Consider the following 15780-nt stretch of genomic DNA (forward strand, 5'->3'; position numbering starts at 1 on the left):
GTCGCAATTTTTAGGATGGGTGATCTGTAACTAGCTGTTTATAAATTGTTTTTTTGAGAGATCGGATTAATGTCTAAAACGGCCGGCCTTCCAATTCCGCGACAATCAACCGCACTGCGTCAAAGACGGTCCGCCGCGTGGAGGCGGCGAAGGGCGCGTTTGGCGCGTAGCATGCCGCGAGGTTATCAGCGCGATTCTCCGGTGGTGTGCCGGCATACGCCGGGTACCATGACGGAACAGCATCGCAGGCGTTTTCCGGGCCGGAATAACCGCTCTGCAGCAAAGCCAACCAAACACCGCGACGGAGAAAAACCATGCGTCTTGATGACGAAGCAGAGAGCCGCAATGTGGAGGACCGGCGTGGGGCCGGGGGCGGAGGACTTCGCATTGGCGGTGGGCGCTCGATTGGTATCGGCACGATTGTGGTGGCGTTGGCGGCCGCCTATTTTTTCGGTATCGATCCCATGCTGATCCTGAGCGGCGGTTCGACCGGGCAGAGTGGTTCATACAGTCAGCAGCAGACGCAGACGCAGCAACGGCAGATGGACCCGCGCGCTCAGCCGCAGGCAAGCGCGAGCGATCAAGACGCCGTGTTCGTGCGCCGGGTGCTCGGCAACACCGAACGCACGTGGCAGCAGATTTTCCGGACTCGCTACAACCAGGATTACCCGGCGCCCAAGCTCGTCCTCTTCACCGGCGGCACCGCGACCGCGTGCGGAACCGGTCAGTCAGCCATGGGGCCGTTCTATTGCCCGAACGACCGGACGGTGTACATCGACTTGTCGTTCTATCGGGAGTTGCGCGACCGCTTTGGTGCGGGCGGAGATTTTGCGCAGGCGTACGTGATTGCGCACGAAGTCGGCCACCATGTGCAGAACGTGCTGGGCATCATGAATAAAGTCGAGACCGCCCGGCAACGGATGTCGCGGGAACAGGCGAACCAGTTGTCGGTGCGTGTCGAGTTGCAGGCGGATTGTTTCGCGGGCGTCTGGGCCAACGTGGCGCAGAGGAACAACGCGAAGCTGATCGAGCCCGGTGACTTCCAGGAAGGGCTGAACGCGGCGGGAGCAATAGGCGACGACCGGTTGCAGAAGGAGACGCAGGGACGCGTGGTTCCGGAAGCGTTTACGCACGGCACGAGCGCGCAGCGGCAGCGCTGGTTGAATCGCGGACTGGCGACGGGCGATCTGGGACAGTGCGACACATTCGGCGCCAGAACGCTCTGAGTGCTGCGTTTTGCCAGCAGCCGCATGACGCAATTTTCAATGCGAAGGCGCTCGCACGTTCGGCGCTTTGTTCATGAAAGACCGTGAAACAGTAGTGAAAACCGCTATTTCGACGGATAATTCGGGCAGAACGCGCAGCGCAGAACTTACAAATACTGACGGCGCGGCTTTACGCCAATTTATAGAATTCCGGCTTTCAAATCGATCATGACCCGAACGGCTTTCGATCTGCCGAACGCGCTACGGGTCAAGCGATCCAGCCGGCCAGCGGCACGGATTCAGGTGTTCCAGCTGAATCCGTGCCGCTGGCGAAATAAAGGTCCCATAGCATCCCCATGAAGCGAATCCTGATTGTCAAGGTGACATCATTGGGCGATATCGTAGAGACGCAGCCTGTGGTCTCCGATCTTCGCCGTGCATTTCCGTCCGCCAAAATCGACTGGGCGGCAGACGCGGCCTTCGCCGACATCATTCGCTGGAATCCGGCCGTGGACCGCGTGTTGAGCGCGCCGCTGCGCAAGTTTAAAAAAGCGCGCAGCTGGGCGGATTTGAAAGATATTGCTGCATCTATCGGAGAACTGCGGGCCGAGAAGTACGACGTTATCCTGGATATCCATGGCGTGTACAAGAGCGCGATCATCGCGTTCCTGGCTCGCGGGCGCCGGCGTTACGGCTATAAGAACAAGGATCTGGGCGAACTTGGTGCGGCGTTCGCGTACAACAAGCGCTTCGGGCCGCGGCCGAAAACGGATGCGTGGCGTGGCATGCGCGTGAGCGTGGCCGACGCGCTGGGTTACACGCTCGACGAAACCCCTGACTTCAATCTTCGTCTGCCGCCGCTGGCTGCGCCGTTGCAGCTTCCTCAGGGCGCGCCCATCGCCATGCTGTTCCACGCTACCTCAGCCGATGAAAAGAAATGGCCGATCGACCGATGGGCCGAGACGGGGCGTTCTCTGACGGCGCGGGGTTATCGGATCGCGCTGCCGTGGGGTACCGAAGGCGAGCGCCGGGAGGGCGAGCAGATTGCGGCGCTCGTGCCGGGTGCGATCGTTTTGCCGAAGCTGACGGTGACCGAATGCGCGCATTGCATCGAGGCGTCGGCGCTGGTCGTGGGCATGGATACGGGGCTGGTCCACCTGGCGTATGCGCTGGGCCGGCCCACGGTGATGATTTTTACGGCAACGTCGCGCGGGCATTTCGGCATTGGCTCGTCGACGCATTCGGTGTCTGTCGGCGACCAGCGTGTTCCGCCCGATGTCGCGACGGTGCTGGAAGCAATAGATGGCGTGTTGACGGGAACGGTGGTGCCCGCAGCGCACGATGTAGCGACGGGCGCCGTGTCCTGATTCGAGTCGTTAAAGCATCCCGACGAGCGCGTTCAAGCGGCCGAAAACCCTTCCGGGAACAGGCGTCCGAGCGCTGCTTCAAAATGCTCGATGGGCGCCGCGCCGCGCAACGCGATGGGCGGCGGCGGTTCCTGATCGCCCACGCCGTCACGCGACAGCACGACGAACGGCACGCCCGTCACGCCGAGCTTCTTCGCAAACTCTTCGTCTTCGATCACCGCGTCGGTGAGTTCATCGCCGAGCAACGCTTCTTCCAGCGATTCCGGATCGATGCCGCAGGTGGCGGCAATATCCAGCAGCGCATCGGTATCGCCGATATCGATGCCATCCTCGAAATACGCCTTGAAGATTGCACGATGCACAGCGTCGAAACGGCCCGATTCGCGCGCGAAAAATGCGGTCTCGAACGCCTTGCGGCTATTCGGTTGAACCGGCGGGAGGCGCAGCAACAAACCGCGTTCGTTGGCTATCGGGTAGACGGAGTTTTCCCAGGTTTCATGCAGGAAGTCGCTATTCGGATCGAGCGGGGGAGCGGGTTCGGGGCGCAGTTCGAACGCGTGCCAGCGGACTTCGACCGCGTCGCCATAGGTACTCTTGAACTGGTCGATGACCGGCACTTCCAGATAGCAGAAAGGGCAGACGAAATCCGACCAGACGTCGAGGTACAGCTTGGGGCTTGTCATATCAGGGCGGTCCAGAATTGGTCCAAATTAGTCCAAAATTCTACCCGACATTGGACTTTAGCCCCGTCCGCTCTTTACGCGGGCTTTCGCGGTCAGGCGATGTCATTTCTGCTGGCTGCCGGTCCACAAGCTGGGTTCCTGGATGCTTTCGGATAGTTGTCGCCGAAAGGGAGACGACGCCCGTTCGTGATAGGATCCGCCCACTATTAAACAGGGGGCCGCAATGGCATTCAAAGAAACGAAGGGCAATAAGACCGTTGAGGCACTCGTAATGCCGGCACCGGGCGCAATGTTCAAGGGCTATATCCGCGTTGTCACGGAACACGTAAACGGGCCCATTGGGCAGACAATTGGACGTGGATGTGGTCGTCCGGTCAAAACCGAGCAGGCTGCGCTTGAACTCGCTGAGATCGAAGCACGCCGGGTAATCTCGGGCAAGTAAGTTGGAAAAGCAGCTCTGAGCGACCGCTCGGAGCTGGCCGGGGGCGTCACGTTTGTTAGTATCTGCCCCGCGCCCATGCTGCAAGGGCTTTCGAAGCTATAAAAGCCACAAACACCCTCTGTAAAATTCTGTATTCCTCTGCTTTTCGCGCTTAAAACCCACCGTCCAGTTCGATCTTCGTGCCGTCGCTGAAGCGGCTCAGCCGGAATGCTCGCGGGTCCACCAACGGTTTGTCGTTCGCGACCAGATCGGCCATCAGCTTCCCGGCACCCGGCCCGATCCCGAAGCCGTGACCCGAAAAACCGGTGGCGATAAACATGCCCGGAACCTGTTCTGCGGCCGATATCACCGGCACCGCGTCCGGCGTGACGTCGATATAACCCGCCCACGCCTGCGCCACTTTCACGTTTCCAAGCGCCGGAAAGAGGGCACGGAACGCGTTGATGGCGACATCGTTGAATTTTTGGGTGGGTGCCGGATCGAGCGTGCGCACGGTTTCGAAGACGGTCGGCTGGTCGAGTCGCCATGTCCGAGGCTGGCGCAACGCCTCGAAAAATCGCTCGCCGAACGCGAAGTCCATCGACCTGAACTGGCTTTTCAGCGCCGGGAGGTATTGGCTGAATAGCCGGAAGCTGTCGGGGGTAATCTCGGCCAGGCTGCGGAACGCATTCGCGATCGTGTAGCCGCCATCCAGCCGTTTTCGGTATCCGACCGTCTGGTTGCAAGCACTGACTTCGGGGCCACCGTCGACCGGTTCCGTGCGCAGTACCGACGACCTCACACTCAGCTGCGGCAGTTCAACGCCAACGCTGCCGGCGAACAAGCGTGTCCACGCACCGCCCGCTACCACCACGCTCGAGCAGCGGATCGGGCCGTATTCGGTCACGACGCCACTGATCGCACCCGCGCTCGTTTCGATGCCACGCACCGCGCACGGCGTTAAAACCTTTACGCCCTTGGCGCGCAGCGCGTGGGCAATGGCGGGTGCCGCGCGCTGCGGTTCCGCCCGGCCATCGGAAGGCGTGTAGATGCCGCCGGGAAACTTGCACGCGGCGCCCGGCATCAGCGCGGCCGTCTCGTCGCTCGATGTGATGCGTGAGTCGATACCCTCGCGGCCCACCAGCCCGACAGCGCGTGCCAGCCAGTTTTCGTGATCGGCGAGGGCCTTGAGGTCGTCGGCGGCGTAGAGGATGCCGCATTGCCGGAAACCCGTGTCAATGCCGAGCGTCCGGTCCAGCTCGCGCCATAGCTTGAGGCTTTCGAGACTGAGTTCCAGCTCGCGCAAATCGCGGTGCGTCGCGCGGCACCAGCCCCAGTTGCGGCTGGATTGCTCGCCGGCAATATGGCCTTTCTCGCAGACGGCTACCGAAATGCCCTTCCCGGCAAGAAAAAGGGCCGTGCTCACACCAATAATGCCGCCGCCGATAACGACAACATCGACACGCTCGGGTAAATCACGATCTTCGATGACTTCAACTACTTGTGGACCCATCTATCCTCCTTAATAGGGCAGACGCGAGTGCAGGTTCGGGAAAACGGGCCTCGGCAACTGCCCGCTGTGCTTTCGGGCATCCTGTGTGCTTTGCTCTACCGATGGCCCGTCAAAAGCCGACCCTTGTGCAACCGGCTTGACGGTCGATTCCATGCTGCGGCGTTGTGCGCGGCATATCCCCCTGACTTTCTGGAGAACACTTGTGCAAAAGACAGCATCGGCCAAATGGAGTGGTGGCATCAAGGACGGTAAAGGTTACATTTCGACGCAAACCGGTGTATTGAAAGACGCGCCCTACGGTTTTGCATCGCGCTTCGAAGGCGGCCCCGGTACGAATCCCGAAGAACTGATCGGCGCCGCGCATTCGGGTTGTTTCACGATGGCGCTGTCCCTGCAACTCACGCAGGCGGGCCTCACGGCGGAAAGCCTCGAGACGAAGTCTACCGTGACGCTGGAGAAGGACGGCGACGGGTTCTCGATCACCGCCTGCCATCTGGATTTGAAAGGTAAAGTGCCTGGCACAGACAAAGCCACATTCGAGAAGCTCGCGAACGCGGCGAAAGAGGGCTGCCCGGTCTCCAAGCTGTTCGCTGGAAACGCGAAGATCACGCTGAACACGGAATTCGTTTCCTGAGTTTCGTTTGACCGAGGCACTCAAGGGCGCGTCCGCGAAACCGGGGGCGCCCTTTCTTTTTGCAGAGCCTGCCGTCGGTGGTCATCGTGTGCTGCAGACAGAACCCCGCGGACCTGCCCACAGATACTCAACGGACATACGCTACCGACTAAAATCAGACGCGCGACTTATCCACATTTTTTGTGGATAGCCATGTGGACAACGTGCGGGAGCGGTCTCCAACTCATTGACGCATAACGGTTTACGGTTCCCTAACGGTTTGCAGGCAGGTTTCGCAGGCAGGAACGCTGTCCATAGCCGGCCATGCATCTTCGGGCAATTGTTGCAAGCCCTGAAACCGACCGTTCCGGCCAAGAACCTGTAATCTGACGGCACGTTCAAGCAAATGGCCGGACCAGACCCTGGAGCCGGCCAGCTTTCCTGACACTTCCGTCCACACGCAGCACCGCCCTGGAGCATCGATGAAATTCAAGCTGGACTGGACGTGCATTGCGCCATTTGCCGCACTTGTGATCCTGGGACTGACGTTCGCCATGCCGAACGGCTTCCTGTTCGTACTCGCCGCCATCGCACTCGCGGCGGCCGTATTCGCCGCGGTCCATCATGCAGAAGTGGTGGCGCACCGCGTTGGCGAACCGTTCGGCACGCTGGTGCTCGCGATCGCGGTCACGGTGATCGAAGTAGCGCTGATTGTGTCCGTCATGGTGTCGGGCGGCCCGGAAAAAGCGGCGTTGCCGCGCGACACGGTGTTCGCCGCGATCATGATCGTGTGCAACGGTATTGTCGGGCTCTGCCTGCTTGTGGGCGGGATGCGGCACCACGAGCAGAATTTCCAGTTGCAGGGCGCAAGCGCGACCCTCGCTATCCTGTGTGCGCTGTCGGTACTGACAATGGTTTTGCCCAACTTCACCAGCACGGTGATGGGGCCGGGGTTGTCGACGTCGCAACTGGTATTTGTGGGCGTGACGTCGCTCGTGCTTTACGTGGTGTTCGTGTTCGTGCAGACGGTACGGCATCGAGACTATTTCCTGCCGCCAGTGCCGGCGCTCGATCCGAATCGAGCCGAATCCGACGACGTTCATGCTCCGCTGCCGACCAATGGCTACGCGTGGGCCTCCGGCGGTTTGCTGCTGCTTTCGCTGATATCAGTGGTTGGGCTGGCGAAATTGCTGTCGCCGGCGGTCGAGGCGGGCGTTGCCAGCGCCGGAGCGCCCGAAGCCGTGGTTGGTGTGGTGATCGCTGCGCTCGTGCTGCTGCCGGAAGGCGTCGCCGCATTGCGCGCGGCGCGACTGAACCGGTTGCAGACGAGCTTGAATCTGGCGCTTGGGTCGGCGCTGGCGAGTATCGGGCTGACCATTCCGGCCGTGGCTGTCGTGTCGCTTGCGATCAGCCAGCCGATCGCACTCGGCCTCGGTTCGAAGGAAATCGTACTGCTCGCACTGACCTTGATAGTGAGCGTCCTGACGCTCGGCACCGGGCGCTCGACAGTGCTTCAAGGCGTGGTTCACCTGGTTATTTTCGCGACATTCCTGTTTCTTTCCGTCGTGCCTTGAATACTTCGGTGCGATAGGCGGCGCGTCTTCGGCCCGGAACCGCTTTTGAAAACAAGGGCCTACCAATCCGGGCAGGAGCCAAGCGCTGTTGTTGTGCAGACGCTTCATAACCGTCGCCGATCTCAAAATCTTTTGCAATGCAGCATCGAATGCGTATAATAAGGGTATTCCCTAACGGGTAATCCCTGATTCGCACTGAGGTGCTCTCATGAAAACCACCGCTCAAAGTTCGCTTGTCGTTTCGTTCGGTTCCTGGTTCCGCAAGGCGAAGGCTGTCGTTCGCCGCGAAGCTGCCCACGCGCTGAACCTGCATCTGCAAAATTGCGCAGTGCTGGCTGAAGCGTATCGCCGGAAGTAAATCGGCTGCGGCTAAGCCAATCGACGTGTCGATCGAGCCGTTTCATCGCTCTCGAACGTCGGTTAGCATGCCTTTGGTGGCGTTAAAAAGGTTGCCGGGAAAATCGCCGGCAACCGCGGTGCCGATACTGAACGTGCTGACTGCGCTAAATGCTTTTTAGCCCGTCAGGTCAGATTGCCCATCCGCCGAGATAAAACACGGCAAGCACTGCGGCAATCATCACCGTGCCAACGTTCAGCTTCTTGTATTCGCCGGCAACTACGCGCCCGATCACGAGCGTACAGAAACCGAGCATGATGCCGGTCACAATATTGGCCGACAGCACAATGAACACGGCGCAGACAAGACCCGACATGGTGTCGACAAGATCGTCCATGTGAAGTTTGCTCACGCTTGCAAGCATCAGCAGACCGACATACATCAGTGCCGGAGCCGTCGCGTAGGAAGGCACGAGTCCGGCGAGCGGCGAGAAGAACATCACCAGCAGGAACATCACGCCAACGGTAGCGGCCGCCAGGCCCGATTTCGCGCCTGCCGCCACGCCCACCGTCGATTCAATATAGGCCGCAGCCGGCGCACCGCCGAGACACGCAGCAACAATTGAACTGACCGAGTCCGCCGTCAACGCCCGGCCTCCGTTCACAATCCGGCCTTTTTCGTCTATCTGGCCTGCCTGTCCTGCGACCGCGCGAATCGTGCCGGTGGCGTCGAAGACGGCTGTCATCACCAGTGCAAACACACTAGGCAGTACGGCCAGCGAAAGCGCGCCGCGAATGTCCATGGCGCCGATCAGCGAAGCATGGCCGGGCGCGCTCAGCGAGGGCAGCGCGAATACGCCGGTGAAACGAACGGCGGGATCGAAGGCCAGTCCCAGCGCCGACAACCCGACTACCACCAGCAGGATCCCGCCCGGCACGCGCCGGCGTTCCAGCCCGATGATCGCAGCGAGCCCGAAGACCGACATCAATACGGGAAACGCCGTGATATGACCGAGCGAAACGGGCAAACCCGCGCCCGGATTCTTGACGATCAGGCCGACATCGTTCGACGCGATCAGCAACAAAAACAAGCCGATCCCGATCCCCGTGCCATGCGCCACGCCTGCCGGCAGATTGCGCAGGATCCACGAGCGCACGCCGGTGACGGAGATTGCGGTGAAGGTGACGCCCATCAGGAAGACGGCGCCGAGCGCGACGGAGGGCGAGAGCCCTTTGCCCAGCACCAACCCGAACGCGGTGAACGCGGTGAGCGAGATTGCACAGCCGATCGCGATAGGCAAGCGAGCCCAGATGCCCATCAGGAGCGAGCCGAACGCAGTCGTCAGGCAGACCGCCACGAAGACGGCGCGGGTGTCGAATCCGGCCTTGCCGAGCATGGCCGGGACGACGAACACGGAATAAACCATCGCCAGGAAGGTAGTAATTCCGGCGATCACTTCGCGCCGCTGGGTACTGCCGCGCGCACTGATTTGAAAATATCGGTCGATCAATCCGCCTGATTGGGACGCGTGTGCGTCATCCTGGATGTCGATGCCGCCAAGCGGCTGGATGTGGGGTTCCATCATGAGCTGTTCTCCTTTATCAGCAGGCTGAAACAAGCGCACCGGATGGTCTTTGCAAGACCGGGTGCGCCGTCTTCAGGGTCGTCTCGATAGGTTTATTTATAGTGTTGGCGGGAGCCAACGCATTGGACTGGGGCCAGCACAGAGACTAGGGCAACATTAAGCCGCCTCCAATCTCAAAAATGGGATTCCAGTCATGCCGCGATCCTTATAAGGTTCGTTTCAATACGGCTTTGACGGAGCACGCGCACGGTATAAAAGCAAAAGGGCCAGGTCTCGAATGACCTGGCCCTTTTGTCTGTCCGGAACCGACCTGAAACTAACGCGGCCGCTTACTGGATCACGCGCGTCACGCCCCGGCCACGCGGATCGGCAACAGGTTCCGGCGTCTTGTCATCGATCTTGATGACCTGGATATCGCCGTTGAAACCCTGTTTCGCGAGCGTATATCCCTTCGCCTCCAGTTCCTTCGCGAGATCGCCGTCAATGGGCTTGTACGGCTCCCAGAAAATCGTGTTCGGCGGCAGCAACTGATGATGAAAGCGCATTGCCGCGACGGCTTCAGGCAAGGGCATGGAGAAGTCGTAGACGTTGCTGATTACCTGGAAGATCGATGTAAAGATACGCGAGCCGCCCGGCGTTCCGATCACCATGGCAACCTGATCGTCCTTCGTGAGGATGGTCGGTGTCATCGAGGAAAGCGGGCGCTTGCGCGGTTCAATGGCGTTGGCGTCGCTGCCCACTACGCCGAACATGTTCGCTACGCCCGGCTTCGAGGAGAAGTCGTCCATCTCGTCGTTCAGCACGACACCCGTGCCGTCCACCACCACACCGGAGCCGAAATAGCCGTTGATGGTGTACGTATTCGATACCGCGTTGCCCCACTTGTCGACCACCGAGAAGTGCGTGGTTTCAGCTTTTTCCGGCATCGTGGTGCCCAGGCCAGGAACGACGCTCTTCGTGTCCGACGGCGTGTCGGGATTGACCTCGGATGCACGCTTCAGGATGTAGTCGTCGTCGATGAGCTGCGCGATCGGCACCTTGTAGAAATCGGGGTCGCCAAGATACTGGGCGCGATCCGCGAATACGCGTTTTTCAATTTCCGCGGTCAGGTGGATGTACTGCGCGGAATTGAGCGGCACGTTCGCAAACTTGTCCTTGAGATCGGCCTTCATCTTCAGCAACTGAACGAGGCCGATACCGCCGGAACTCGGCGGCGGCGCGGTAATGATGCGATAGCCGTTCCAGCTCGCGAGAACCGGCTGCCGCCAGACCGCCTTGTATTCCTTCAGGTCCTGCGTGGTGATCAGGCCGTGGCCGGCCATGGCGGTTGCGATCATATCCGCCGTCTGGCCTTCATAGAAGCCCTTCGCACCCTTGTCCGAAATGCGTTGAAGCGTCGCGGCCAGTTCCGGCTGCTTGAAGTTCACGCCTTTGTTCAGGGTTCCGAAGTAACTGTCGAAGTTGGTCTTGCCGGCGAAGTCCTTGGACGCTGCGTCCTTGCGTTCCTGCAATTGGTCGCTGACTTCAAAGCCGTCCTGTGCATACTTGATCGCGGGCGCGACGACCTGTTTCCATTTCAGCTTGCCGAAGCGCTTCTGCGCTTCCCACATGCCCGACACCGTGCCCGGCACGCCGACCGCGCGATACCCATACAGGCTCATGCCCTTGATGACTTCGCCTTTGTCATCGAGATACATGTTCTTCGTGGCTGCAATTGGGGCGCGCTCACGATAGTCGAGGAAGTACGGACGATGATCCACGTAGAGCGTCATGAAGCCGCCGCCGCCCAGGTTGCCCGCTTCCGGATACGTCACCGCCAGCGTGAAGGCGATCGCGACGGCCGCATCAACGGCATTGCCGCCTTCCTTGAGGACCTGCTCGGCGGCGTCGGCTGCGAACTTGTCAGCGACTGCCACCGCCGATGCCGTCAGGACGACGGGTTGCGCCGCGACTTTTGCGTAGGCGGGGGCGCTTTCGACAAACCCGAACGAGAGCGAAAACGCCATCGCAGCGAGCGTTCCAAGGGCGAACGGACGGGTGCGATGCAGCGAGCTCATGGACTTCTTCATGGACATCTTGCTCCTCCTGAAAATGGGTGCCCGCCTTGGGGTATGGGTCTTTCCCCGTCGCCTTTTCCGACGAAGGGCTTAGGCGGAGACGCTCCGGGGCTTATACCATGGGCGTAATTGATTCCGAAAGGGCGGGAAGCCCCGTGCTTGACCTGGAGCCAGGCGTGATGGTCCGGAGAGCGTTGGGGGGGCGATCGCGACCTGTGCTGACGGTGTCTCGCCACTCCGGTGAGGCGCGGAGCAGGACCCGTGCGTCAAGCCTCTGCGCTCGCGGATGCCGGCGCTTCGTCGAGGGAGTACGTTGCCACCACACGCAGCACGGACTCGCGGAACGAAGCAACCAGATCCGAGCGTATGCCGCTGCTCGGATACGACAGCACGTACTCGTATTCGATCGCTGCATCGAACGGCCGCACGACCACGCCGTGCGCGCGCCACACCTTGGCTGCAAACGGTTCGACGATCGACACACCCAGGCCGCCCGCGACCATGGCATAGCGCGTGTGCGCGGTGTCGGTCAACACCGTGTAGTTCGCCCGGTCTTCGCCGGCCGCGAACAGCGATTGCTCGGCCTCATAAGGTTGCCTTGAATTCGGCACCCAGCCGATGATGCGTTCGCCGCGCAGATCTTGCGCGCGCACGGTTTTTTTCTTCGCCAGCCGATGCGACGCCGGCATCGCGCACTGCGCCTGCGCGCGCAGCAACTTCTCCACCTCGATCCCCGCGACCTTCGCAAACGCCTGGCTGATGGCGACGTCTGCCTTGTGGTTTTGCAGGATCGTGAGCACCTCGGGGACTCTTACCGAGTCGACGCGAATGGGCACACCCGGATGGCGCTCGACGAAGTCGGCCAGGATGGGCGGCAGCAGGGTGCTCGCGATCACCGGCATGCACGCAACGGTCAGCCCTTCGGACGCCTCGTCGCGAATGATCTCGGCGACCTGTTTCAGGCGTTCCAGCCCCAGGAAATTCTCTTCAACCGACTTATAAAAGCGCAACCCGGCGTTGGTCGGATTCAAGCGCCCGCCGACGCGGCTGAAAAGGCTGAAACCGAGGTCAGCCTCTAAATCCGCGATCAGGCGGCTGATGGCGGGCTGCGTGACGTGCAGCGCGCGCGCGGCCCCGACGCTGGTACCCATCATGATTAACGAGCGGAAAGCTTCTATCTGGCGAAAACGGATCATTATCTTGAATTACCTTGCACGAACCTCAAGGACGCCGATGGTAGCGCGAACTACGCGCGCCTGGTGATTTACGGTCGCGCGCGCGTATATGAAGCGCAAGTGAAATCGTTCGCCGCCTGCCTATACCCAAAACACATGGACTATAAGCACATGTGAGTGGATTCCACTTTATTGCTCTGAAATACTCCCGGCGAACCTGGTTCCGTCGTCAGTTCGTAGGGCGTGTGTAATGATTTTTGAGGGTAACTGTTGGCGACGGAGACCAATACGCGACAAGGGCAGGCACACGATGCCAACCCTTGAACGGCATATTCGAAAGTGAAATGTTAGGTGGGCTAAGATGCTGGCCGCCGTCCGTCTGCTATCCGTCCGCTTCGGCACGCGAACCGCGGTACATAGCGGCTGATAGCCGCACATAACGGCACGCATCGCCGTTGCACAGGGTCAAAAGCCCTTATGCTCCAGCGCTCAGTGCTTGATGAACACATAAATAATAAGGATCCCCATGACGTTGTTTGCAGCTCTTGTTGCTCGTAGCACCCGCATTGACGCGTGTTTTCGTCCGGGCGATGCTGTTCATCGCCGCGTTTCAGGCAAGTGGCTTCCTGCCCTTGCCGCGAGTGTCTGCGTTGCGGCCGCAAGCAACGTTCATCTGGCTCATGCGGCTATCGTGCCGCCCGGTGTGCAGCTCGCGGCCAAGCAGGAACTGGTGCGCAACAACGCGTCCGAGGTCGAGACGCTCGATCCGAACCTGGCTGAGACTGTGCCGTCCAACAACGTCACGCGCGACCTGTTCGAAGGACTGACCGCAACCGATGCCGACGGCACCGTCGTGCCGGGCGTGGCGGAAAAATGGGAACAGAAGGATGCAACCACGTGGATTTTCCATTTGCGAAAGAATGCGAAGTGGTCCAACGGCGAGCCGGTGGTCGCGAACGATTTCGTGTACGGCTGCCAGCGCCTTGTCGACCCGAAGATCGCCTCGCCCTACGCCAGTACATTCGGCATCTTCCTGCTGAACGGCGCCGACATTGTGGCGGGCAAAAAGTCACCGGACACGCTGGGCGTCCGTGCAATCGACCCATACACGGTCGAAATCAAGACACCGTATCCGGTGTCGTTCATCCCGGAACTGATGTCGAATACGAATCTCGGACCGGTCAACAAGGCCGCCGTCGACAAGTACGGCCGCGACTGGACCAAACCCGGCAAGCTGGTGAGCAACGGCGCATTCATGCTTAAGGACTGGCAGGTCAACAACAAGCTCGTGCTGGCACGCAACCCTCAATACTGGGACGCCGCTCATGTGCAGTTGTCGCAAGTGACGTACCTTCCGGTCGAGAGCGAGACCACGGACATCAAGCTGTTCCAGTCGGGCGACAACGACTGGGTGTATCAGTTGCCGTCCGGCATGTACCCGAAATACAAGCAGGAGTTCGCCGCCGACATGAAGATCGCGCCGATGCTCGGACTGCGCTACTACTCGTTCAATAACAAAGACCCGTTGCTCAAGGACGTGCGCGTGCGCCAGGCGCTCTCCATGGTGATCGACCGCGACATCCTCGCGCAACGTGTCACCGCGGACGGGCAGATCCCCGCGTATGGCGTCATTGTGAAGGGTGTGAAGGGTGCGGACGTGACGGCTTACGACTGGTCGACATGGCCGATGGCCAAGCGCGTGGAAGAAGCGAAAAAGCTGCTCGTGCAAGCCGGCGTGAAACCGGGCACGACGCTGCACTTCGCAACGAACACCAGTGACTATCACAAGAAAATGGCTATTTTTGCGGCCTCGGAATGGAAAACGAAGCTCGGCCTGGACACGCAGATCGACGCGATGGAGTTCAAGGTCCTGCTGAAGAAGCGTCATAGCGGCGACTACCAGATTGCACGCAATGGCTGGGTCGCGGACTATAACGACGCGACCACGTTCCTGCAGCTTGTGCAATGCGGTTCGGACCAGAACGACAGCGGCAATTGCAATCCGAAGGCCGACGCGCTGATCAAAGAAGCGAACGAAAGCACGGACCAGGTTAAACGCACGCAGTTGCAAACCCAGGCCGCGAAGCTCGTGATGGACGACTATCCGATCCTGCCGCTGCTGCAATACACCACGGTCAGGCTGGTGAAAAGCTACGTGGGAGGGTATTCGCTGAAGAACCCGATGGACCGTTACCGCAGCAAGGACATGTATATCGTGGCGCATTGAGCGCGACGCACTGCCCCCCAATACTATCCAGCAAACAGCAAGAGGCGGTTGCCGTGACGCGCTCTGTCGCGGCGCCGCCAGGAGAGATGTCCCATGTGGTCCTATACGTTAAGGCGCGTGCTGCTGACGGTGCCGACGCTGCTGATTGTCATTACCGTCTGCTATCTGCTGCTGCACGCTACACCGGGCGGTCCATTCGACGGTGAGCGCAAGGTTTCCGCGGAGGTGCTCGCCAACCTGCAGGCGAAATACCATCTCGGCGAGCCGCTGTGGAAGCAGTATTTGCTGTACCTCAACAGCTTGTTGCACGGCGATCTGGGGGCATCATTCCGGTACGCGGACTGGAGTGTCAATGACCTCGTGCTGCGTGCGTTGCCGGTGTCCTTGACTATCGGCGGTGTGTCCATGGTGCTCGCCATTGTGCTCGGCGTCGTGCTCGGTATCGTCGCCGCGCTCTATCGCAACAGCCCGGCAGATTATCTGCTGATGATCATCGGCAACGCGGGTAGTGCGTTTCCCTCGTTCGTGATCGGACCTGTGCTGATCCTTGTGTTCGCGATTACGCTGAAGTGGCTGCCGGCCGGCGGGTGGAACGCCTTCCATGTGCGCTACATGGTGTTGCCAATCGCGCTGCTCACCATCATCAACGTGGCGACCGTGGGACGCGTGACACGCGGCAGCCTGATCGAGGTGATGAACACCAACTACATCAGAACGGCCTATGCCAAGGGCTTGTCGCGCTGGACGGTCGTGCTGCGCCATGCGCTGCGGCCGACCATGATTCCCGTGGTCTCGGTGATCGGACCGCTCGCGATCGGCTCGATCACGGCAGCGGTCGTGACCGAGTCCGTGTTCTCGTTGCCGGGAATCGGCAAGCTGATCGTGAACGGTGCGGCCAACCGCGATTACACGCTCGTGCTGGGACTGGTCGTGCTGGTGACCGTGGTCGCAGTACTGCTTAATCTGCTGGTCGATCTCGCGTATGCGTGGCTCGATCCGAAAATCCGCTACTGAAATAATGAG

General features: G+C 60.4%; 13 protein-coding genes. 8 read left to right on the plus strand and 5 right to left on the minus strand.

Annotation, left to right across the window (positions count from 1 at the left end; all coding sequences use genetic code 11):
* Positions 1-314 precede the first annotated feature (314 nt).
* A complete protein-coding gene (locus HB376_RS04555) occupies positions 315-1226 on the plus strand; it encodes a neutral zinc metallopeptidase (protein WP_213762219.1) in 912 nt (303 codons plus the stop codon).
* Between the two features lie 335 nt (positions 1227-1561).
* Positions 1562-2572, plus strand: a complete 1011-nt coding sequence (gene waaC, locus HB376_RS04560) for a lipopolysaccharide heptosyltransferase I (RefSeq protein WP_213762220.1) — start codon at positions 1562-1564, stop codon at positions 2570-2572.
* A gap of 32 nt (positions 2573-2604) precedes the next feature.
* Here waaC and HB376_RS04565 read toward each other — a convergent pair whose 3' ends face one another.
* Entirely contained in the window at positions 2605-3255 is a 651-nt protein-coding gene (locus HB376_RS04565; protein WP_213762221.1) for a DsbA family oxidoreductase, read from the minus strand.
* A gap of 223 nt (positions 3256-3478) precedes the next feature.
* Between HB376_RS04565 and HB376_RS04570 the strand changes: the two genes are divergently transcribed.
* Positions 3479-3697, plus strand: a complete 219-nt coding sequence (locus tag HB376_RS04570; RefSeq protein WP_158934984.1) for a hypothetical protein — start codon at positions 3479-3481, stop codon at positions 3695-3697.
* Positions 3698-3848: 151 nt separating this feature from the next.
* On the opposite strand, the gene HB376_RS04575 is transcribed toward HB376_RS04570, so the two are convergent.
* Positions 3849-5189: an FAD-binding oxidoreductase gene (locus HB376_RS04575; RefSeq protein ID WP_213762222.1), complete on the minus strand. Its 1341-nt coding sequence runs from the start codon at positions 5187-5189 to the stop codon at positions 3849-3851.
* 202 nt (positions 5190-5391) lie between these two features.
* Between HB376_RS04575 and HB376_RS04580 the strand changes: the two genes are divergently transcribed.
* From HB376_RS04580 to HB376_RS04590, 3 genes are all read left to right on the plus strand, one after another.
* Positions 5392-5823: an OsmC family protein gene (locus HB376_RS04580; protein WP_346730437.1), complete on the plus strand. Its 432-nt coding sequence runs from the start codon at positions 5392-5394 to the stop codon at positions 5821-5823.
* Between the two features lie 461 nt (positions 5824-6284).
* Positions 6285-7376, plus strand: a complete 1092-nt coding sequence (locus HB376_RS04585) for an ionic transporter y4hA (RefSeq protein WP_213762223.1) — start codon at positions 6285-6287, stop codon at positions 7374-7376.
* A gap of 208 nt (positions 7377-7584) precedes the next feature.
* Positions 7585-7734 (plus strand): hypothetical protein, encoded by a 150-nt coding sequence (locus HB376_RS04590; protein WP_213762224.1) that lies wholly within the window; start codon positions 7585-7587, stop codon positions 7732-7734.
* 169 nt (positions 7735-7903) lie between these two features.
* Here the strand turns inward: HB376_RS04590 and HB376_RS04595 are convergent, their stop codons facing one another.
* From HB376_RS04595 to HB376_RS04605, 3 genes are all read right to left on the minus strand, one after another.
* On the minus strand, positions 7904-9298 hold the full coding sequence (locus HB376_RS04595; protein WP_213762225.1) for an NCS2 family permease: 1395 nt from the start codon (positions 9296-9298) through the stop codon (positions 7904-7906).
* Positions 9299-9627: 329 nt separating this feature from the next.
* Complete coding sequence (gene ggt, locus HB376_RS04600) at positions 9628-11355, minus strand: gamma-glutamyltransferase (protein ID WP_213762297.1); 1728 nt, start codon at positions 11353-11355, stop codon at positions 9628-9630.
* Positions 11356-11621: 266 nt separating this feature from the next.
* Positions 11622-12551, minus strand: coding sequence for a LysR substrate-binding domain-containing protein (locus tag HB376_RS04605; protein ID WP_213762226.1), 930 nt, complete (start codon positions 12549-12551; stop codon positions 11622-11624).
* Positions 12552-13056: 505 nt separating this feature from the next.
* On the opposite strand from HB376_RS04605, the gene HB376_RS04610 reads away from it, so the two are divergent.
* Positions 13057-14757 (plus strand): peptide ABC transporter substrate-binding protein, encoded by a 1701-nt coding sequence (locus HB376_RS04610; protein ID WP_213762227.1) that lies wholly within the window; start codon positions 13057-13059, stop codon positions 14755-14757.
* Positions 14758-14850: 93 nt separating this feature from the next.
* A complete protein-coding gene (locus tag HB376_RS04615) occupies positions 14851-15771 on the plus strand; it encodes an ABC transporter permease subunit (RefSeq protein WP_213762228.1) in 921 nt (306 codons plus the stop codon).
* The last annotated feature ends 9 nt before the right edge of the window (positions 15772-15780 follow it).

Origin of the sequence: Caballeronia sp. dw_19 (assembly GCF_018449515.1) — a bacterium.
Taxonomy (GTDB): domain Bacteria; phylum Pseudomonadota; class Gammaproteobacteria; order Burkholderiales; family Burkholderiaceae; genus Caballeronia.